General features: G+C 61.7%; 20 protein-coding genes and 1 tRNA gene. 12 read left to right on the forward strand and 9 right to left on the reverse strand.

Annotated elements, in window-relative coordinates:
- Positions 1–98 precede the first annotated feature (98 nt).
- The gene (locus tag C8N38_RS07525) at positions 99–440 is read left to right on the forward strand and encodes a DUF2853 family protein (RefSeq protein WP_108025742.1); all 342 of its coding nucleotides are present in this window, start codon (positions 99–101) and stop codon (positions 438–440) included.
- 336 nt (positions 441–776) lie between these two features.
- Positions 777–1,637 (forward strand): MBL fold metallo-hydrolase, encoded by an 861-nt coding sequence (locus tag C8N38_RS07530; protein WP_108025744.1) that lies wholly within the window; start codon positions 777–779, stop codon positions 1,635–1,637.
- Positions 1,638–1,648: 11 nt separating this feature from the next.
- On the opposite strand, the gene C8N38_RS07535 is transcribed toward C8N38_RS07530, so the two are convergent.
- From C8N38_RS07535 to tsaD, 4 genes are read right to left on the reverse strand one after another with little or no spacing between them, the layout of a single operon-like run.
- A complete protein-coding gene (locus C8N38_RS07535) occupies positions 1,649–2,062 on the reverse strand; it encodes an EVE domain-containing protein (protein WP_108025746.1) in 414 nt (137 codons plus the stop codon).
- A complete protein-coding gene (locus C8N38_RS07540) occupies positions 2,062–2,334 on the reverse strand; it encodes a YciI family protein (protein WP_108025748.1) in 273 nt (90 codons plus the stop codon). The genes C8N38_RS07535 and C8N38_RS07540 overlap by 1 nt, the downstream gene beginning before the upstream one ends.
- Positions 2,335–2,336: 2 nt before the next feature.
- A complete protein-coding gene (locus tag C8N38_RS07545) occupies positions 2,337–3,302 on the reverse strand; it encodes an NAD(P)H-dependent glycerol-3-phosphate dehydrogenase (RefSeq protein WP_108025750.1) in 966 nt (321 codons plus the stop codon).
- Positions 3,299–4,384 (reverse strand): tRNA (adenosine(37)-N6)-threonylcarbamoyltransferase complex transferase subunit TsaD, encoded by a 1,086-nt coding sequence (gene tsaD, locus C8N38_RS07550; RefSeq protein ID WP_108025752.1) that lies wholly within the window; start codon positions 4,382–4,384, stop codon positions 3,299–3,301. The genes C8N38_RS07545 and tsaD overlap by 4 nt, the downstream gene beginning before the upstream one ends.
- A 78-nt stretch (positions 4,385–4,462) precedes the next feature.
- Between tsaD and C8N38_RS07555 the strand changes: the two genes are divergently transcribed.
- From C8N38_RS07555 to C8N38_RS07570, 4 genes are all read left to right on the forward strand, one after another.
- Complete coding sequence (locus tag C8N38_RS07555) at positions 4,463–5,185, forward strand: uroporphyrinogen-III synthase (protein ID WP_108025754.1); 723 nt, start codon at positions 4,463–4,465, stop codon at positions 5,183–5,185.
- Positions 5,186–5,266: 81 nt separating this feature from the next.
- Positions 5,267–6,499 carry a COG4223 family protein gene (locus C8N38_RS07560; RefSeq protein ID WP_108025756.1) on the forward strand — a complete coding sequence of 411 codons (1,233 nt, stop codon included), beginning with the start codon at positions 5,267–5,269 and terminating at the stop codon, positions 6,497–6,499.
- Positions 6,500–6,512: 13 nt separating this feature from the next.
- Positions 6,513–7,910 carry a heme biosynthesis protein HemY gene (locus C8N38_RS07565; RefSeq protein WP_108025758.1) on the forward strand — a complete coding sequence of 466 codons (1,398 nt, stop codon included), beginning with the start codon at positions 6,513–6,515 and terminating at the stop codon, positions 7,908–7,910.
- A 189-nt stretch (positions 7,911–8,099) separates the two neighbouring features.
- A tRNA-Thr gene (locus tag C8N38_RS07570) sits at positions 8,100–8,175 on the forward strand.
- Positions 8,176–8,186: 11 nt separating this feature from the next.
- Here the strand turns inward: C8N38_RS07570 and C8N38_RS07575 are convergent.
- A complete protein-coding gene (locus C8N38_RS07575) occupies positions 8,187–8,399 on the reverse strand; it encodes a helix-turn-helix domain-containing protein (RefSeq protein WP_108025760.1) in 213 nt (70 codons plus the stop codon).
- 117 nt (positions 8,400–8,516) lie between these two features.
- Between C8N38_RS07575 and C8N38_RS07580 the strand changes: the two genes are divergently transcribed.
- Positions 8,517–9,191, forward strand: a complete 675-nt coding sequence (locus tag C8N38_RS07580; protein WP_108025762.1) for a hypothetical protein — start codon at positions 8,517–8,519, stop codon at positions 9,189–9,191.
- Positions 9,192–9,526: 335 nt separating this feature from the next.
- Here C8N38_RS07580 and C8N38_RS07585 read toward each other — a convergent pair whose 3' ends face one another.
- The 4 genes from C8N38_RS07585 to C8N38_RS07600 form a co-directional block, all read right to left on the reverse strand.
- Positions 9,527–10,648, reverse strand: coding sequence for a hypothetical protein (locus C8N38_RS07585; protein WP_146176242.1), 1,122 nt, complete (start codon positions 10,646–10,648; stop codon positions 9,527–9,529).
- A 6-nt stretch (positions 10,649–10,654) separates the two neighbouring features.
- A complete protein-coding gene (locus C8N38_RS07590; protein ID WP_108025766.1) occupies positions 10,655–11,938 on the reverse strand; it encodes a bifunctional DNA primase/polymerase in 1,284 nt (427 codons plus the stop codon).
- A complete protein-coding gene (locus C8N38_RS07595) occupies positions 11,931–12,209 on the reverse strand; it encodes a helix-turn-helix transcriptional regulator (RefSeq protein WP_108025768.1) in 279 nt (92 codons plus the stop codon). The genes C8N38_RS07590 and C8N38_RS07595 overlap by 8 nt, the downstream gene beginning before the upstream one ends.
- A gap of 452 nt (positions 12,210–12,661) precedes the next feature.
- A complete protein-coding gene (locus C8N38_RS07600; RefSeq protein WP_108025770.1) occupies positions 12,662–13,834 on the reverse strand; it encodes a tyrosine-type recombinase/integrase in 1,173 nt (390 codons plus the stop codon).
- 309 nt (positions 13,835–14,143) lie between these two features.
- On the opposite strand from C8N38_RS07600, the gene C8N38_RS07605 reads away from it, so the two are divergent.
- Genes C8N38_RS07605 through C8N38_RS07625 form a run of 5 tightly spaced genes read left to right on the forward strand, consistent with a single transcriptional unit; the run spans position 14,144 to position 20,704 of the window.
- On the forward strand, positions 14,144–16,024 hold the full coding sequence (locus C8N38_RS07605; RefSeq protein WP_108025772.1) for an ATP-binding cassette domain-containing protein: 1,881 nt from the start codon (positions 14,144–14,146) through the stop codon (positions 16,022–16,024).
- On the forward strand, positions 15,999–17,396 hold the full coding sequence (locus C8N38_RS07610; RefSeq protein ID WP_158272323.1) for an ATP-binding protein: 1,398 nt from the start codon (positions 15,999–16,001) through the stop codon (positions 17,394–17,396). The genes C8N38_RS07605 and C8N38_RS07610 overlap by 26 nt, the downstream gene beginning before the upstream one ends.
- Entirely contained in the window at positions 17,374–18,585 is a 1,212-nt protein-coding gene (locus tag C8N38_RS21095) for a hypothetical protein (protein WP_146176243.1), read from the forward strand. The genes C8N38_RS07610 and C8N38_RS21095 overlap by 23 nt, the downstream gene beginning before the upstream one ends.
- 2 nt (positions 18,586–18,587) lie before the next feature.
- Entirely contained in the window at positions 18,588–19,541 is a 954-nt protein-coding gene (locus C8N38_RS07620) for a phospholipase D-like domain-containing protein (protein WP_108025778.1), read from the forward strand.
- Entirely contained in the window at positions 19,535–20,704 is a 1,170-nt protein-coding gene (locus C8N38_RS07625) for a hypothetical protein (RefSeq protein ID WP_146176244.1), read from the forward strand. Before C8N38_RS07620 ends, C8N38_RS07625 begins: the two co-directional genes overlap by 7 nt.
- The last annotated feature ends 78 nt before the right edge of the window (positions 20,705–20,782 follow it).

Here is a 20,782-nt window from a genome sequence, read left to right on the forward strand (position 1 = left end):
CGGCCGGCGCTGCGTCCGGATTTTACTTGCCCGACGGTCCGGTGCGCCTAGGCTCGATCCCGGCGAGGAGGCCTCAGGACAAAGGAGGAGGAAGAAAGATGGGAAAGCGCGATCAGCTGATCGAGAAATACGCGCAGGATCTCAAGACCAAATGCGGGATGGCGCCCGACATGGATCTGCTGACCAAGGTCACCATCGGCTGCGGCCCGGCGATCTACGATGCCGATGCCGAGGTCGTGGCAGCCACCCAGCCGGGTGAGATCGAAACCGTGCGCACCAATTTCCTGATCCGCAAGCTGGGCCTGCCCGACAGTCCAGATCTGGACGAGGCGATCCAGGCCGCGATCGAGACCTATGGCGTGTCGAACCCGCACAAGTACCGTGCCGTGCTGTATTACATGCTGGTCCGGCATTTCGGTAAGGAACACATTTACGGCTAGGTCCGGCCGAACGAACCGCAACAGAGTCCGCCCTGCCCCGGAACTGTTTCCAGCAAGTCGTATAAAATGCCGGGAACATTGGGTTTGTGCAAAGGGCGTGGTCGGCGTATGGTCAATTCATGCCCGCCAGGACGGCAGGGCCCTCATAGAATTCACGTGTGGTGCGCTAGGGTGCACGTGGGGTGATGGAGGGTTCTGCACTTGCGGAACCCTCCATTCATAACCTCCCGCTCCGGCTCTGCCGCATCGCCTCCGGCGGAACTGTCCGCCATGCCGGTTGTTCTCGTCCAGGGGGATAACGATCCCCCGGACGCTTAAACGACCGGAGAATTTCCCATGACAGCTTCGCCCGTAGTGACATCGTTCCACGATGAGGCCACAGGCAGCATGCAATACGTGGTCCACGACCCCGCCACCCGCGAGGGCGTCGTGATCGACCCGGTGCTCGATTTCGACCCGGCCGAGGCCCGGGTCACGACCGCCAATGCCGACAGGATTCTCGACCATGTCCGGTCCGAGGGGCTGAGGATCGGCTGGGTGCTCGACACCCATCCCCATGCCGACCATTTCTCGGCGGCGCATTACCTCGGCTACGCGCTGGGCGCGCGGCGGGGCATCGGCGCGCGGGTGACCGAGGTGCAGGCGCTCTGGCGCAACCTTTACAACCTGCCCGAGGCTTTCCCTGCCGACGGCCGCGACTGGGACCGACTGTTTCGCGAGGGTGACGAGATCACGCTGGGCAACCTGACGCTGCGGGTGCTGGCGACGCCGGGCCACACGCTGGCCTCTGTCAGCTATCTGGCAGGCGATGCCGCCTTCGTCGCCGATACCTTCATGCGGCCCGATGCCGGAACCGCACGGGCGGATTTTCCGGGCGGCAGCGCCTCGGTCCTGTACGACTCGCTCGGGCGGCTCTTGTCCCTGCCGGACGAGACGCGGCTGTTCATCGGCCATGACTATCCCGACGAGGGTGCCGAGGTGCAGCCGATGGCGACGGTGGCCGAGCAACGCCGGAACGTGCATCTCGACGGCGCGACGCGCGAGGACTTCCTGAAGACCCGGCAGGCGCGCGATGCGACCTTGTCTCTGCCCGACCGCATGCTGGCCGCGCTGCAGGTCAACCTGCGCGGCGGTCGCTTGCCCGAGCCCGAGGATGACGGGCGGTCCTATCTCAAGATCCCGCTGAACCGGTTCTGAGCGGCGGCCCCTCAGAGACCGCCCATCTCGCAGACGATCCGCCATTCCTCGTCGGTCACCGGCTGCACCGAAAGGCGCGAATTGTTGACCAGGACCATGTCCTTCAGCCGCGGCTCGGCCTTGCACATGTCCAGCGTGACGGGCCGGGGCAAAGGCATGACCGCCTTGATATCGACGCACTCCCAGCGCGGATCGTCGGCCTTGCTGTCGGGATGGGCCTCGGCGATCACCTCGACGATGCCGACCACGGCCTTTTCGCTGAGCGAATGGTAGAAGAAGCCCCGATCGCCGGTCTTCATGGCCCGCATGTTGTTGCGGGCCTGATAGTTGCGCACGCCGTCCCATTCCTCGCCGGCCGCGCCTTTCGCGACCTGATCGTCCCAGCCCCAGGTGTTGGGCTCGGACTTGAACAGCCAGAAGGCCATCAGCCGACGACCTTCTTCCAGGCCTGCACAGAGACGCTTTCGAACAGGCCCGCCCCGGCATAGGGGTCGTTCGCGGCCCAGGCCTCGGCCGCCGCCTTGTCCGCGACATCTAGGATCACCAGCGAGCCGCACATCTCGCCCGCCTCATCCAGGAACGGCCCCGCCTGCGCCACCACACCGGTCTCGGCGACATAGGCCAGATGCGCGTCGCGATTGGCCTTGCGAGTCTCCAGATGGCCGGGCTTATCCCGGCAGATCAGCGCGAAATACATGGTCATTCCTCCTTCAGGGGGCGGCTCAGCAGGATCTTGACCGCCTCTTCGATGCTGCGGCGTCCGTCGATGACCTGGGCGACGCTTTGGGTCACCGGCATGTCGATGCCACGCGCCTTGGCGATGGCGGCGACGGCGCGGGCAGTCGCCGCACCCTCGACGGTCACATCGGGGTCGAACCAGGCGTTCTGTCCCAGCGCCACGCCATAGCCGAAATTGCGCGATTGCTGCGAGGTGCAGGTCAGCACCAGATCGCCAAAGCCCGACAGGCCCGCCAGCGTTTCCGGCTCGGCGCCATAGCTTTGGGCAAAGCGCTGCATCTCGGCAAAGCCCCGGGTGATCAGCGCGGCCCTTGCGCTTTCGCCAAGCCCGGTGCCGATGACGATGCCCGCGGCAATGGCCATCACGTTCTTCAGCGCGCCGCCCAGCTCGGCGCCCACGGTATCGGTGCTGCGATACAGCCGCAGCGTCGGCGTCGAAAGCCGTTCCTGCAACGCGACGCCCGCCTCGGGATCGGCGCAGGCCAGCGTCAGCGCGGTCGGCAGCCCTCGGGCGATGTCGGCGGCAAAGCTGGGGCCCGTCAGCACGGCCGGGACCACCCCGGGGCAGGTCTCGGCGATGATCGCGCTCGGCCCCCGGCCCGTGGCCAGATCGACGCCCTTGCAGCAGGCGACCATGTGCCGGGTCTTCAGCACCGGCCCGTAAGTGTCGAGAACGCTGGACAGCACCTGCATCGGCGTCGTCAGCAGGATCAGGTCGCACTCGGCGATATCAGCGATCCGGGCCGAAACAGAGACGTTTTCGGGCAGCTGAACCCCCGGCAGGCGCGGGTTTTCGTTGCGGCTGCGGATCTCGTCGGCAAAGGCGGCCTCATGCGCCCAGATCGTCGCCTTGCGCCCGGATTGCGCCAGCACGACACCCAGCGCCGTGCCGAAGGCCCCTGCCCCCGCAATTCCGATCCTTGTCATGCCTTGGCTCCTTTCTTGCCGGCCCCGATCAGCGCGGGGCTTCTTCTGTCAAGCGGCCAGCGCGGCCGGGCGGCCAGCGCCATGTCGTCGCGGGCGCCAAGGCGAAAGCGTTCAAGCCCGGCCCAGGCGATCATTGCGGCATTGTCCGTGCAAAGCGAAAGCGGCGGCGCGACGAAGGGCAGCCCGGCCCTGTCGGCCAGATCCTCCAGCGCAGCCCGGATCGCGCGGTTCGCCGCGACCCCGCCCGCGACGGCCAGCGCGGTCGCCTCGGGACAGGCGGCCAGCGCCCGGGCGGCCTTGCCGGCCAGCACGTCGCGCACCGCCGCCTGAAAGCCCGCGCAAAGATCGGCGCGGTCCTGCACCGTGATCCCGCCCTTTTCGGCGATGATCCGGTCGCGGGCACGCAGAAGGGCTGTCTTGAGGCCCGAGAACGACATGTCGCAGCCCGGCCGGTCCATCAGCGGGCGCGGAAAGGCAAAGCGCGCCGGATCGCCGGTCTCGGCGGCGCGCTCGACCGCCGGACCGCCCGGCTGGGACAGCGCCAGCAGCTTGGCGGTCTTGTCGAAGGCCTCGCCCGGCGCGTCGTCGATGGTGCCGCCGATCCGGGCAAACTCCTCGGGCCCCGATACCGCCAGAAACTGGCAATGCCCGCCCGAGGCCAGCAGCATCAGATAGGGAAAGTCCAGCCCGTCGGTCAGCCTGGGCGTCAGCGCATGCCCGGCCAGATGGTTGACGCCGACCAGCGGCAGCCCGGTCGCGGCGGCGATGCCCTTGGCGACCATCACCCCCGACAGCACGCCGCCGATCAGCCCGGGTCCGGCAGTCACCGCCACGGCATCGAGATCGCCAAACCCCAGCCCGGCCTCGGCCATTGCGCGTTCGACGCAAAGATCCAGCCGTTCGGCATGGGCGCGGGCGGCAATCTCAGGCACTACGCCGCCGTAGGCCGCGTGCAGCGCGGTCTGGCCCTCGACCACCGAGGCCAGAATTTCGGGCCTTTCGCCTGCACGCAGGCGCACCAGGGCCGCGGCCGTATCGTCGCAGCTGCTCTCCAGCCCCAGGATCGTCAGTGTCTCGGCCATGGCTCTGCCGTTGCGTACCCGTCGGTCGGCAGGTAACACCACGGGGACCACAGGCACAATCCCGCGAGGAGGCACGCCTTGCCCCAGCATCCCACGCTGCTTCTCATGACCCGGCCCCGGGCCCAGTCGGACCGCTTTGCCGACGCGTTCGTCCAGAGGTTCGGCACGGACATCGCGATCCGCACCGCGCCGGTGCTGGACATCGTGCCGCGGACAGAACCGATTTCGCTCGAGGGCTTCGCGGGGCTTCTGTTTACCTCGGAAAACGGCGTCGCCGCGCTGGCGGCCGTCAATGACGACCGGAGCCTGCCCGCCTATTGCGTGGGCGAACGCACCGCCGATGCCGCGCGGTCCGCCGGGTTCCGGGCCAGCGCGGCCGAGGGCACCGCGGCCTCGATGATCGCGCATTTCACCGCCGACCGGCCGAAGGGGCGGCTTTTGCACCTGCGCGGCGAACATGCCCGGGTCGAACTGGCCGAGGCGCTCAGCGCCATCGGCATCCCCACCGAAGAGCGTATCGTCTATGCGCAGGAGGCCCTGCCCTTCCCGCCCGGGATCCTGGCTGAAATCGAGGCCGCGCCGCTGACTTTGCTGCCGCTGTTCTCACCCCGGTCGGCCCGGCTGGTCGCCGAGCGGCTGAAGGGATCGGGGGGGCGTCTGGCTTTGGTGAGCATGAGCGCGGCGGTCACGGCCTCCTGGGACGGGCCGGACCCGGTGGCCCTGATCGAGGCTGTTCGGCCCGACGGCCCGGCGATGATGGACGGTCTGGCTGCGGTAATGGGCGCCGTGGGGGTGCCTTGAGGCCGTAACGGCGAGTCTTTAATGTGTGAGGCGGTGCGCGACGCGCGGTCTGAGACGAAGCGAATCGAAAGGCGGGTTCCCGTGGCTAAAACCGAAGACGAAACCGATTCCCAGGATACCAAGCCGTCGCATCCCGAAGGCGGACAAGAGCCCGGCGAAGGTCGGCTGGAGGCGGCCATCCGCACGGCGCGCGACCGTGACGACGTGGACGAGCCGGGTGCCGACACCCCCGAGCCTGCCGCGGCGGGCCCGGCTGAACCCGTTCAGGACGAGGCGCCGGTCGAAACGACGCCCGAGCCCGAGGCTCCGGCGGCAAGGCCCGCTGCTGCCCCAGCTCCGGCGAAGGCCCGACCGGGCCTCATCGGGGCGGTTTCCCCGGTTCTGGGCGGCATTCTGGCCGCGGGCATCGGCTTCGTCACCGCGCAATACATCCAGCCCGAGGGCTGGTCCTTCCCGGGCACCAGCGCCGGTCTGGGCGAGGCGGGCATGGCGGCCCTGACCGCCAATGCCGACCGGCTCGACCGGATCGAGACCGCGCTGAACGGCCTTTCCACGGACGGCGGCAGCGAGGCGCTGGCCGGGCAGATCGACGCGCTTCAGACCGAGATCGGCAAGATCGCCGAGCAGGTCGCCGGGATCGACGCGCGCGTGACCGAGCTCGCCAATTCCCCGGCCGCGGCGGCCAGCGGCGAGGCGGCGGCCGCGCTCAAGGCCTATGAGGATCAGATCGCGCAGATGCGCGAGCAGAATGCCGAGCTCAGCGCTTCGGTGCAGCAGGTGGCCGAAAAGGCCCAGGCCGATATCGGCGCGGCGATGGACCGGGCCGCCCAGGTCGAGGCGCGCGGTGCGCTGATGCGGATCGACGCGGCGCTGGCCGACGGCTCGCCCTTTGCGCCCGCGCTGGGCCAGTTCGGGTCGATCGAGGTGCCCGAGGCGCTGACGGCGGTGGCCGATACCGGCGTCGCCACCCTGCCCGAGCTGCAATCAGAATTTCCGGCGGCGGCCCGTGCCGCACTCGAGACCTCGCTCAAGGAGCAGGCCGCGGGTGGCGTGGGCGACAGGTTCAAGGCCTTCGTGCGCAGCCAGCTGGGCGTGCGGTCGCTGACGCCCAAGGAGGGCGACGATGCCGACGCGATCCTGTCGCGGGCCGAGGCGGCGCTGCGCAAGGACGATCTGGGGACGGTGCTGTCCGAACTCGACGGGCTTGATGCCGAGGCCAAGGCCGAGATGTCGGACTGGATCGACGCCGCCCGTGCCCGCGCCAATGCCGTGGAGGCCGCGCAGAGCCTCGAGCAAACGCTGAACAGCAACTGAGGACGCGCGAAACATGCTCTGGTCCCTTCTCAAGATCCTTTTCTTCGTGATCCTTGTCGCCGCGCTCGCCTACGGGGCCGGCATCCTGATGGAGACGGGACCGGGCCTCCGGGTCGCGGTCGCGGACATGGAATTCGTGCTGGGCCCGCTGCAGGCGGTGATCCTGGCGCTCCTGACCGTGGTCGGCGTCTGGCTGCTGCTGCGCGTTGCCGGGTTCCTGGTGGCGCTGGTGCGGTTCCTGAACGGCGACGAAACTGCGATCAGCCGCTATTTCAGCCGCTCGCGCGAACGCCGCGGGTTCCAGGCGCTGGCCGACGGCATGCTGGCGCTTGCGTCTGGCGAGGCGCGGCTGGCGATGTCGAACGCCGCCAAGGCCGAACGCTTTCTGCGTCGGCCGGACCTGACCAACCTGCTCTCGGCCCAGGCGGCCGAGATGCTGGGCGACAAGGGCCGGGCCCGCGACATCTACAAGAAGCTTCTGGGCGACGACCGCACCCGTTTCGTGGGCGTGCGCGGCCTGATGAAGCAGAAGCTTGCCGAGGGCGACACGGAAACCGCGATCAAGCTGGCGGAAAAGGCCTTCGTGCTGAAGCCGCGCCATGCCGAGACCCAGACCACGCTGCTGCAGCTGCAGGCCAATGCCGAGGACTGGAAGGGCGCGCGCAAGACGCTGAACGCGAAACTCCGGCACGGCAATATCCCGCGCGATCTGCACCGGCGCCGCGACGCGGTGCTGGCGGTTTGCGAGGCGCGCGACCTGATGGTCGATGGCGACGAGCCGCGCGCCCGCGACCTGTCGATCGAGGCCAACAAGCTGTCGCCCGACCTGGTGCCCGCCGCCGTGATGGCGGCCCGGGCCTATCACGCGCAGGGCCGCGAAAAGCAGGCTGTGCGGGTGCTGCGCCGCGCCTGGGAGGCCCAGCCCCATCCCGACATCGCCGCGGCCTTCGCCGAACTGGTGCCCGACGAGACCCCGCAGGACCGGATGCTGCGCTTTGCCCAGCTGACCGATGTCCGGCCCGACGATCCCGAAACCCGGATGCTGACGGCCGAACTGGCCATCGCCGCCGAGGATTTCCCGGCCGCCCGCAAGGCGCTGGGCGATCTGGCCGACACCGCGCAGACGGTGCGCGCCCTGACCCTGATGGCGGCGGTCGAGCGCGGTCTGGGCTCTGACGACGAGGTCGTGCGCGGCTTCCTGGCCAAGGCGCTCAGCGCTCCGCGCGGGCCCCAATGGGTCTGCGACAGCTGCGCCACGATCCAGCCGGCCTGGGCGCCGGTCTGCGGCCATTGCGGCGGGTTCGACACGCTGGCCTGGAAGCCTGCGCCCGCGAACCAGGCGGCGCTGGCCGGGGCGTCGGACATGCTGCCGCTGCTGGTTGGCGGCGGTCTGGAAAAGTCGGCGGACTAGGACAAAAAGGGTCTACACACCCTCCCGCGAGGGTGCTAAAGACCCCGCCACAGTGCCGGTGTAGCTCAGCTGGTAGAGCACGTCATTCGTAAGTAGCGGGTCCGCCCGTGAATGGCGTTCAAAACCAGTCGCTTACAAGCGGCGTGAAGTAACTAGTAGGGCCATAGTAGGGCCCTGAAATGGAAGCGTGCCGGTGTAGCTCAGCTGGTAGAGCACGTCATTCGTAATGATGGGGTCGGGGGTTCGAGTCCCTTCACCGGCACCACGCTTCCGAAACTAGCATCTAAATTCCAGTAGCTTAAACGGTTCGACGCCGAGTGCGGCGGCGAGCTTGGCCACGATGAGCACGGTCGGATTCCTGATGCCGCGCTCTACGCCGCTGACATAGGTGCGGTGAAGGTCCGCGTCGAAGGCAAGCTCCTCCTGCGAGATGCCTTTCAGCTCCCGGAAGTGCCTTACGTTCTTGCCCACGACCGCCTTGATGTCCATGCGGCCATAGCGCAGTCATGTAGACTATTGTTCTACAGACTATAAGTCTCATTTTGGGTTGCTCGCGATTCCGTCGATGTGCACACTATAAGTCTCAGTTCTTGTGGAGGCTTCCCCGTGCGTCACCTGATTGCAGCCATCGAGCTTACAGCCTTACTGGTGGCGCTTGTGGTCGTCGCCAATGTGCATGTCGTAGCCGCGCTGTGGTTGTCGCTGTTCATTTTGGCGGTTGCGCTGGTGGCGCTCGTTTTCGGATGGCGTCCGCCGCGCATCCGCAGCCGGGGCAAGGCGTTGATGGTTGTCATCATAAGCCTCGCGTCGTTTGGCGCCATCGCGCCCATCCTTAAGGCACAGCAGGACGCGGAACTTGCCCAGCTGCGGTCGTCCGATATCGACGGCTACTTGGCGCGGCTGAAGGGGGTAGACGAGAAACGCTGGCTGGCCGAACTAGGCAAACTTCGACCCGACGATTACAAGGCGGAATTGGCCCGCCAGAAGGCTGTAGCAGCAGCCCAGCGCCTCGCTCAGTGTACGGACAAGAAGGCGGGCGAAGCCTATGTAATGATCCAGAGCGATGTGCTGCGGCAGTTGCGCGCGCCCTCCACCGCCAAGTTCCCGTCGCGGTATGGCGCGGGTACCCGGCATATCGGCGACTGCGTCTATCAAGTCTTCGGCCAGTTCGATGCCCAGAACGGGTTCGGCGCCATGCTGCGCGGGGGGGTCTCCGGCACGATCCGCCACTTCCCCGAAAGCGGAAGCTGGCAAACCCAGAAGTTGGACGTGCAGGGGTGATACCCGTACGCGCGCTGGGCGGGCCACTGGCGGCCTTTAGCGCGGGCGGTTGGGGTGTGGTGTGCACGGCGGGCCGGGGTTGCGCCCGGCGGGCCCCATGGCCCCAGCGCGGCCCATGGGGCGCAGCATGGCTACCGCCTTGCCTATGGCGTCCTTCCCGCACAAGTGGCGCAGTTTTTGTAAACCGTTCGAGGAACTTGGCTGCGCACGGGTTTGACCGGTTTGCCGGGTTTATATAGCGCGCGCCGCGCCAGCAGCAGCGCAAAACCCGGTAAACCCCTCAAACCCGTAGGGCGGGCACATGCCCGCCCCTGGGATTCTTGAATGCGCACGACTCAGAAAGGCACCTCGCTCGGCTCGCCGGACCCGACGACCTCCATCCGACATCGCTTCACGCCGGAGGGATCGTCGATGCACCTCAGCACTCGGTCCGCCACCAAGCGGTCCTTGTGCCGCGCGAGATATCTCCCGACACTTCTCGCATTGAAGGTTCCCTTGGGCGTGCGCTCCGCCAGCGCTTGGACAAGATCAGCGACCCGGCCGCGAGACTGCCCAGATACCCGCTCCCCGATTTCCGAGAGCGTCACCGCAACCCCGCCCACAGCCTCGGACCAGAGCGCCAGCAGTTCCGCAAGGTCGCCCTTTCTCGGATCTTCGGCTATGACTCGCTCGCGCGTGATGGTGGGGTCATCTTCTCCCAACCAGACCAATGCCTCGCGCACCAAGTTCCAGTCCTCGAAGGAGCCCATGGGGGTCAGCGGCTGCGGCTTGCCCGCCACGACATAGGCTCGAAGAACGGTTAGGGCGGCGACCAAGAGATGCGCCCGCATCCTTGTCGCCTCCTCGGTCGGGCTGAAACTGTGCACTTCCTGATCCGGCCGTTCCTTCCCGGTGTCGATCCGGCAGACGAGGGTTCTACGCCCGAGGTCGCCGATCACTTCCAGATTGTTGCCGGTTGCCATGACAAGTGCATTCGTCGGAAGGCGCTTCACCTCCGACTTGCCGAGCACCCGTGAGGATATGATTTCCTGGGTCAGCATCGAGCACAGCGTATCGCCGCCCAGCGCCCGTTCGCAGTTGTCGATCACCAGCACGGCATCGCCGGTCATCAGGACGCTTGCCAGAAGCTTCTCATCCTCCTCGGGGTTCTTGCCCTGCGACATGATCGTAGGTTTGTAACCTGCCGCGATGATGCCCACAGTCTCGCAGAGCAGGGTTTTCCCGGAACCTGCCGTCGGCGCGTCAACGGCGATCAAGGGGGCGGATGGAAGGATGCGGCGAATGACCGCCGTCAAACATGCCGAAAGCAGGTCCGCACGGTCGCCGCGATCAGAGAACCGATATTCGCGGAACGGGGCGTAGAGACTTGCAAGCGCGGCTTCTGCGTCCGCCTTCGTGGGAGCATCTGGAACGGCAGGAAACAGCGTTGTTCCGGGCTCATAGAGCAGACCCGACACCCTGTCTTAGCCCGGCTCCTGCAAAATAGTGCCGTCCTTGCGCATCGTCGGGCAGGAAACCACGCCCACGAGCACCGGCGCCCTCCATTCACCGACGCGCGCCAGGTAAGCCGAGGCATGTTCCGAAGGCGGATTGATCGGGATCGGCATTTCCTTTCCCGGTTTGAACCAGTCCGCCGCCAGCGCAAATTTTTCGCGGACCCAAGGCGCCGTGACGGGGTGGATCAAGAGCGCTCCGCTCGGTCGCTGGACGCCATCCTCACCCTCGCTTTGCGGCAAACGCACGACGCGCACCAAGCTCTCGCCACGCTGATAGACGCCGAGGTTCGCGGCTAGGAGCGCCTCCTCGGCCTGATCGACCTCGGAATGAAGCTGCCCCCCGCTGACGTAAATGGCGGGTCTGCCGGTAACTTTCGGACCGGACATGACGCCCTTCTGCCCTAGCCAGCTGCGCAGCGTCTTCTCTAGGTCTTGCAAGCCGAGACGTTCGCAGAGTTCGAGCAGTCCCCAGACCGGCTCCTTGGCATGAAGGCGAAGACGGGTGGCCGCGGCCTTGCCCGTGCGCTTCGAGGCCTCCTCGTCACCCGCCAGCGTCGCCACTTGTTCCGTCAGGCCATCAACAGCACTGTCAGTCAGCCCGGCGCGGACAAGTATACCAGCGAGCATCATGCAGATCTCGTCGCGCTGCCCCGCGCCGCCGGGGTAGAAGGCCACGACCGCAGAAAGAAATGCGATCAGGCCGCATTTGCTCTGCAACTCATCGGCCACGATGGTAGGAGCAGCGGTCGGATCATCGCACCACGCCACCTGTTCGCCGGACGGATGGGTAGAGGGTGGAAACATGGTCTGATGCCCCGCGCCGCGTATTTCCAGCAGCACAGAACGTGCAAGCGGCGATCGCTTGGCGATCTCGTCGGGCAGCTGGAAAACGACGCGGTTCTTCTTCAGGTCACTATACGCGGTCCGGTGGCTGGCAGGCGAACCGGCGCGGCCAAAAGCAGGTAGATCGGGAAGCAGTACCCGTCCGAACTCCGCAGCTTCACGACAATCGAAATCAATGTCGATGAGGCCGCCCGAGCGTTCACCGAGTGCAATCCCGATATTCGCATCGCCGGAGAAGGCGCCGCTGAGCGCTTCCACCGTCCACACGCGGGGTTCTTTCCACGAGCTTTTCGGGCGCTTCTCCAAAGCTGGGAGCCGAAGCGGCTCCCAGCCTATATTGAAATAAGCAACGGCGGCTTCTGCTGTGCTCAGCGATGTCGCGTTGGTCCGTTCCACCCGATCAGACATGGCGCGCCACCTCCGGGTCGCATTCCTGCGACGCCAGCCATGCCTCTACATCCGCGCGGCGATACAGAATCTTGCCGTTGCGGCCCGCGCCGCCGCCGCGGAGGAATTTGGGGCCGTACGCATATATGCGGCCCTTCTCGAAGTAGGAGGTGCTGAACCCGGTAAGGGTTGCGACCTCCTTGGTGGTCAGCAGCTCCTTGCTGCCAGTTTTGGGGGGAAATGTTCCAAGTGCGCGCGCACCATCGGCGCGTATTTGATCGGCGCTAATCATAGCTATCCCTTCCGAACGGAGCGATGGCGTTCTGGGTTAGAAACGCCGAACAAAAGACGGTGCCAACTCAGCCGTCTTGTCCTTCCGGCTCTAGACCACGGACGGGACTACCCGCTTGTGGGGGCCACTTTCGTGGATTATCCCCACCCACCGAATGCGGACTTGCACCGCCCCCACGACCGTCACGTCGCTTTTGGGATTTCTTCCGGTAAAACCATGCCTGCTATCACTTGGCGTTCAGGTCAAGCAAAGTTTGTTGCGATTCCAACGCCGTCCAACGCTGGGAGACGACGTGCGTGCGCGCGAGGGGTGCAGCGCCGAGATCACCCGCTTCAGAGGTAGCGCCCGGCACACCCCAAAGGTCCTAAATCAGTCGCCAGACGGCATGGACTTCGAACGGCCCGGCAGCGTGGGAGCCTTGATGCCATGCTTGGGGTGGGGTGGGGCCAGCGTCAGGCCGCTTGGCCAGCGTCCTTGAGTTCAAGGATGCGCTGCGCGACTTTCTCGACCGGGCCGCGCAGGCGCTCTGCATTGATGACGATGTAGCCGCCGGTGACATCCCCGCTCGACCGGTGGTTCAGCAGCCGCTTCAAGGCGTAGTGCGGCACGTCAAGACTCTCTGCGATGGTGATGTAGGTGCGGCGAAGGTCGTGCAGCGTGAAGCTAACGCCCGAGCCAGCGGTGACGCGCGCCAGGAACTTCTTGGTTTCGATCAGGTGCCCCGCCTTGCCCAGCCCGGTAAACACCCAAGGCGAGGCCACGCCGCCCTCGGCGCGCTTGGTGAACAGGTCGTGCAGGAAATCGGACAGAGGCAGCGTCAGCGGGTCGCCGTTCTTGGTGCTGGGCAAGTGCAAGGTCTTGGCCCGGAGGTCGATATTCTCCCAGCGCAGCCCGAGCACTTCGCTACGGCGCATACCCGTGAACAGGACGGTCAGCAGGAAGTCGCGGGAATAATCCGGTTCCGCCATCACCGCCTTCCACCACATGGGAAGGTCCAGCGCAGTGACCACGGTCTGCCGACGCCTTTCCCGATACCATGCCCGCGCCTGCGACAGGATCAGCACGGGGTTCGGCGGAAAGTCGTCCTGTGCCGCCGATACGAAATTGCAGACAGAGCGCAGGTGCCGCATCACGTTGTTGGCCGTCACCTCGCCCCGTGCCTTGGCGATCTCCTGATGCTTGGCGAGAACCATCTGGCGGGTGATTTCATGCAGCGGCTTGGTGCGCCACGCCTTGAGGTAGAGATTGGCGGTGCGCTTGTAGCTGCCAACCGTTATGGGCGACAGCTTGTCGCGCGCGGCGAAGAACTGGTCGAAGGCAGCGGTCAAGGTGATGCGCTCAACCTTACCTCTCCGCTTTTCGTCGGTGGGGTTGCGGCCCTCGGACATCTCGCCCAGCAAGGCCAGAGCCTTCTTGCGGGCGACTTCGGGGGCGAACAGATCCGCGCGGCCGATGGTGGCGCGCCGGGTTTTTCCGCTGACCTGACCTTCAACGAAGTAAACCTTGGAGCGCGCGCCGACCCGGAGGCCGAAGCCGGTAAGCATGGTGTCGCGGTAGAGAACTTGACCGCTGGACGCATAGGGAATGTCGTCAACGGCGCGGCGGGTGAGACGTAGGTTAGGCATGTGACCTCCTGATGGCCACGACCCATTATAGGAACGTCGAGAACAAAAGCTCGACTTTTCATCATGTTATGATGGTCCGTACAAGCCGAAGCGAATCAAGGCAGCCCGAAGAGAAACCATCCAATACCACAAGGTTGCCGCCAGCACCTAAGCTCGGTGGCATTGCGTGGGCCAGATCGGCCCTAGGACCATAGCCGCATCGCGACATCTTTCGCCTGCGCGCTGCATGACCTCAGAATGCCGTGGTCAAAGTGATGATATCTCGCTACAAATAACGTGCATGACCACGTGGAAGAAAACAGCCGATCAATGAGCAGAGCAGCCAAAACCTACAGCGTACTGACCTCCAACCCAAAGGGGCACTACAAGAATATTACAGTGCGTGGAGGCGACGAGTCGTCAGTAACGGTTCGTGTGCATCGTTTCGCGGTTGTAGGAAAAGGCGATCAGGTCCGTTTCGGACTGGCGGGAAGCAATAAGGTCTTCGTGGTCGCCAAGAATGAGGGTGAGCCAGATATCCCGCTGACACCGCTGTTCAGTGTCGATGAAACTATTTCCATCGGAAAAGAGAAGTATGACCTGCGCATTCGGGAAATAAATTCCGAAGTCGATATGCGCGCGCTAGAATTCCTTGAACAATTCCATTATAAAACAAATAATTCTCTCGGCGAACAGACCCAGGAAGAAAATTCTAGAGGTTCGACGACTTCTATCGGGGGGCGCCGCGCGGTTCTATATGCGTCAATCAAAATTGGCGCGCGCTGGATACCCGCTGGTTACATTGATCTTCAAATGCCACTCATGATGTGTAAACCGCGCCATGAGCTTTTTAATCACCCATTCAAACACCCCGAACGTCCCATCCGGTGGGAGCGTTGGGATACTCACGCGATGAAGGACTATCTTAATTCCATAGTACGGATAGGCCGGATTGTGGTTAGCCCCGAACTGCGCGGCCTCGGGATAACACGACGCATTATCAAGGCGGCCAAGACGTTTTCTGCTGAACGTTGGCACATTGGCGGTATGCGGCCGATTTTTATGGAAATCTCAGCCGAGATGTTGAGCCACATAGATTTCGTGACATCGGCTGGTTTTAAATATATCGGAAAGACCGAGGGCAACATAACCCGCGTCCTTAAGGACATGCAGTCTATGTCGCGGGCGCCCGGCGGTGAGTTTGGAATGATGAGCTTGCAGCGCAAATATTTCCGTGCGCTTGAGGACTATTGCAAGACACTTCAGATCACGTTTGAAGAGGGTCTTGAAGTTCTGCGCCGAAAAATCGAGCAGAATCAAGATGCGCTGACAACGGGTGAGTGGGCAGTCCTGCGCTCAGTAATTCGCAATCCGATACCCTACTATCTCTGCCCACTCGATGATTATTCCGAAAAATATCTTTGCGCAGCCCTGAAAGCACTTCCATCGGCGGAAGAGGCTAAAACAACACGCTCTGAATTCTCCGTCAAGAATACACAGATCAGCATAGAGAATCTTTCTATTCGTGCCTCTTATCGTGTACCAGAGACGCGCTCGACCAAAATCATCATGGATGCTTTCGGTCTCAAAGGAGATACCGTCTATGCTGATATTGTGCAGAATGTGTCGGTCAAGGCTTCCAATGGCAACATCATTTTTGTGGTGGGCACCAGTGGGAGTGGCAAGAGTGTTTTCTTGAACGCGCTCGACCCCGACAAGACGATAGATGGCAACTTGATGGTGAAGCGCACGGGCGGCTTGAAACATTCAGCAGGCTGGCTGCGGCCCCTACGGAACGACGTTCCGATATTTGAGGTCTTGGCGGAAAAATTCACGCCGGAGAAGGCGTTCGTTTCTCTAAGTCGTGTTGGTTTGTCCGAAGCGCTGGCTTTCATCAAACCTTTCTGGATGCTAAGCCGTGGGCAGCAGTATCGCGCAATGATCGCCGACCTCCTCTTGAGGGACGAAGAGGTTTGGCTTCTTGACGAATTTTGCAGTGATCTCGATCCAATCACGGCGAAGATTGTTGCCCACAACTTGCGTAAACAGATTATTGCGACGGGTCGGATCGCTTTTATCGCTGCGGCGAACCACACCCATTATCTTGACGCCCTGCGTCCGACGAAAGTGCTGATGCTTCGCTCGGGCGATGAACCGGCTTGGTTGTCTTACAAGGAATATCAGAATGACTTTCTCGACCAAGTCGGCTGAACGGTTTGGGAACGTTATCGACAAGAGCTCCTATGCCGTCGAAGACCCACTGGTAAAGCTCCAATACGTCTCGAGGGGCCAGAACGTCGTCTTTGGACGTGCGCTCAAGGGGGAGAACTACGACAATCTTCTTTATGTTGGGAAGATTTTGGAGAGCACCAAAGGCAAGAGTTATCTTGGCGCGGATGCCTGGCTGGATACGACGTTTCCTCATGTGATCTACATCACCGGCACGCGCGGAAGTGGCAAGAGTTTCGATCTCGGTGTGCTGGTAGAAGGCATATCCGAGTTGGCCAAGGCCTCGCCGATCCAGAACGAAGTCAAGCCTATCACATCAATCATAATAGATACACAAAGCCAATTTTGGACTCTTGGCTATGCGCCACGAGAGACCATTGAAGCGAACAAGATTCAGCTTGATGAACTGAAGCGCTGGAACTTAGAGCCTAACAACCTTGCTGCGGCAAAGGTATACGTTCCGCCCGGATCGACAACATTCCTCGGCGCCGAGAAGACACTCCAAATCAGGCCAAGGGATGTGCGAGCCGAAGAATGGTGCGCGCTGCTTGGTCAAGAGGTCTATAGCCCGCAGGGACACATCATCACCGCAACGCTTGAAGCTCTTGGCGACAACGACTTTGAGATAGCCGATATGCTCACCTATATCGGAGATGACACCAATTGGCCGACCGTGGCGGAGTCCTCACGTAATGCTATCACGTACAAGCTGGATGACTATCGCCGGACCAACCTGTTTTCGGCAAGCGGCTTGAGTGTCAAAGACTTACTAGAGGATGGGACATGCAACATCCTATCGCTGCGCGAGTTACGCAATGAGGACAAGTCGCTCATCACAGCGGTGATTGCCCGCAACCTCTTCGATATTCTTGGGCGGCATCACAACAGGAAGAAGACGGCGAGCTTCTTCCAGAAACCCTTCGACGCGGACGGGACACCGGACCGCGTTTGGCTGGTGATTGATGAAGCCCATGTGGTGGCCCCGAAAGACCAGATTTCTCCGGCGCGCAGTGCCCTAGTCGAGTACGTAAAGCGGGGGCGCGATGCTGGGCTATCCCTAGTTCTGGCCACCCAGCAGCCGTCGGCCCTTGATGACCGCATCCTGAGCCAAGTCAACGTCACATTCAGCCACCGGCTGAGCTTCCAGAGTGATATCAACGCAGCCGTGGACCGCATCCCGACCAAGTCGGTCAAGACCATGAAGTTTGCGGGCACGAACCTGACAGATTTCGGGGACATGGTGCGTGTCCTCGATGCGGGTCAGTGTTTTTTAGGAGATCAAGCGAGCAGCCGCACCGTTCTTGTCCAAATCCGTCCCAGAGTGAGCGCACATGGCGGCTACAGCCCATTCTGATCCTTACGCCATCTTCATGCGAAAGATTGGCTACTCGGCAGGCTTGGAGGATACCGCCAAGCGGGTCGAGGATTTGGTCACAATATACCTCCATGACCGGGATATCACGACAGCGAGTTGGCATGAACTGGTCACAGGTAGCAAGGAAGAGGGGAAATGGGGCCGCGACAAGACCGCAGAGAAGGACTTCGGCGACTTCTTTTTTTCATTACGTCTGATACAACGAACCTCAGGCGATGTGCTTGCCCTAGAAAATCTTGATGCCATGGCGATCACCGCCGAACTGCTTCGTGATGAAGCAGAAAGCCGTGCGGCACGGGACTTCCTTCTTATTTGGGCCATTCTTGTTAATGACGGTGAAATATTCGTCAATCTGTTGCTGGCAGGTTTTGAAGAGCAAGCGATTAAAGACACACTTAGAACGATGATGCGAAGCAAACGTAGTGAAGCGCTTGAACACTTGAAAGGCAAAGCGCCTGCTAAGCGTATCAACCGGATCATTACGATTGAACGCCAAGAGAAAAACAAAGGGAGTGCGGGCGGCGGCCAGTCAGTAGCTTCGCTGAAGCGCACAGAACCACTTCAATCGCAGCGAACAAGTGATTTAGGCGCGCAAGAGGACGATGAGATTGAGTTCTCAGATGACTACTTTCGCAAAGTGCCGCCGCGCAGACGCTATTGGGCCATATCACTCGGTCTATGGAATGACGAAAAGGGTCTGACCCAGCGCGGCCAAGACTTCCTCGACGGCCTTCGCCAGAGCGGCTATGTGGATGCACGGGATTGTTTCATCTATTGGCCGATGGACTATGAGCTGGTGCGCTCCGGTTTCCGGCCCGATCTGTTCGGTGAGCAAACGAAAACCCTATGGGCGTGCCTTGTGGACTTTGCCGAAGCCTATGGAGGTCTGCGCGTCAAGCCGAGCGCGGAGAACGACTCGGATTGCGCTGTCAAACTCATCGGCGAGATGATCGAGGTGTTTCGCAGCCTACACGGGCGAAAGGCGATGTTGCGCCGAGAGCTGCCGATCACGATTGCCTTCCCATCAGCTATCGCTGTGTCGCTCGCGCGTGGGAATGCCGTACTCGACCTTCCTTCTGCCATCTTGGCAGAGCAAAAGGGAGAGCAACGCCGCCTTGCCTTCAGGCAATCCAGACACACCGGCGGTGCGTTGAGTATCAAGAGATAAGTATGCCAGTATTCCTGCTTCCCGATTTCATTGCCGACCTGCAAGAGCACAACGACGCACATTTTGCGAGGCGGGTTCTGCAAAAGACGATCCGGCATGACGGCGGTTTTAGGCCCGATACCGACGACCATCCCTATGAGGGGATCGAAGATGCGTGGATTCGCTACGTAAGCCGTAAGCGCACGGCTTACCGCGTTATCTTCCTCCGCAAGGGCGAGAACATCTACCTGTTCCGCGCTGGAGAGCACAGTGTCGAGGACAATCTGACTGGCCCTGCGGCTGGAGCTATGGAAGCCGCCGTGGCTGTTGATGATGGCGGGCCAGAGGTGGCAGCGGCCCTGGCAGGAATGCCAGCGCGTGAGAGACCGGCGGCGGCCCCTCCGCCCGTGAACCGCTTCAAGCGCAACATCCCGAACCCCCAGATACACCGCGAGATATTCTCGCGGCGCAATCTGCCCCACAAGGACATCTGGCTGGTGGCTCCGTTTGTGAATGGAGACCTGTTCGCGCCGACAAAACCCTTTGGGAAGCTCTTGCTCGACCAGGTCGAAGACGGAGCAAGTGTTGCGCTGATTACTGCCCCACCAAAAGACAAGAACATCGAATGGATGGAAACGCTAGCCGAGCGCAAGGTCGGCATCTTCGTCTATCCGCGTTTGCACTCAAAGCTTTATTGCTTTGTCTTTGACGAAAACCGGCGGTATGAGCGAGGCCTGCGCGAGGGTGATCAATATTCATCTCTGATTCTTGTCGGCTCTTCCAATCTGACATCCATGGGCATGGCTCTTGGGGAACGGCAATGCAACGAAGAACTCTGCTACTCGGTGCCGGAGAATGAGATCGGCTTCATCGAAGAGTATGTGGCGGAGCTGATGATGCAGGGATACGAGCTGCCTGATGTGCGTCGGTTTCTGGCGCGAGGGCAGTGGCAAAAACTGGAGAATAGAAAATGGTGATGCAGCCTGGCGAATACTACGAAAAGGCAAACTTGAGGGATAATCCATTTCGGTCTAACCCCAACTTCGCTGCTGACCCGCGTGCAAGCATCTGGGTTGGTTATGAGAATCAAAAAAAGCAACTCGATAAGTACCTGCGACGATCGCTGGCAGATCAGGTTGGCAATGCCAATTTCATCATGCTCTATGGCAACTACGGAACGGGTAAGTCCCACGCCCTTCTCTGGGCGCAAAACCGTATCCTGCACGATGAAAAGAAGACCTTTGAGTCCGTCTGCTACTTCATACCGACCCTTCGCAAAGACAAGGGTAAGTTGACCTTTGCTGGTGCATTCCTCGATGACATTGTCGCAAAATCCGATCTCATGGACAATGTACAAGCCTATCATAACTTTCTGACCGAGTGCATTGCGCTTTGCCGTACGGCGCATGGTCTTGACCATCAAGTATCCGCCGAGAAAATTATCGAGATATTGATCCCGCCAGTCGAGTTGAATAATTTTGCGAAGGAAATTTATCACTGCCAGAAGGAGGATGATTTTCTTAAATTGATCGCCCCTAAAACGTTGACTGATTATCAGGCAATGATGATCTTCACCCGTTTGGTAAACCTGTTCGTACACGATATGGAAATTTCCGACACAAGCAGGAAGCGCTTTAAGAAAGGGGCGTATCTCTTTATTGATGAGCTGGATGATCTTGAGCGCGCCAGCGTGAAGGAAGCGCGCGAGGTTAATGACATCCTGCGTCACATCTACGACAATTGTCCGAACTGCTTCTGCATGGTCATTGCACTTTCAGCAGAGATTTCACAACTTGCTGTGCTGTTTTTCGATTACATCCTAAGCCGCATTCACCGACAGATTGAGCTACTAGTGCTCGACAAGGATGATGCCGTAGCGTTCGTGCGAGAGATACTGAATAGCAACCGGGTCGATCAGGATGGCAAAGGAGGATTTTTTCCTTTTGAGGAGGCCGCAGTCGACACTATCGCATCGCAACTCACGGAAATTACCCCTCGCAAGATCGTTACTACAATGCAGCAGATCATCGAGGAAGTTCGTCTAGCGGGGCACGACCCATCGGAAGGCCCCGTTTCAGTTGAATTTCTTGATGACGAGGAAATCTTAGATGAAGTTCTGGGGGAAGGTGGTGTCGCATAGTTACGGTAAGCGGGTTTAGGCCCATCTGCATGCACTCTGCTTGCTTTCGGCTAGGTGTTCGGTCCCGGCATATAAGGC

The sequence above is a fragment of the Rhodovulum kholense genome, from assembly GCF_003053725.1.
GTDB lineage: Bacteria > Pseudomonadota > Alphaproteobacteria > Rhodobacterales > Rhodobacteraceae > Rhodovulum > Rhodovulum kholense.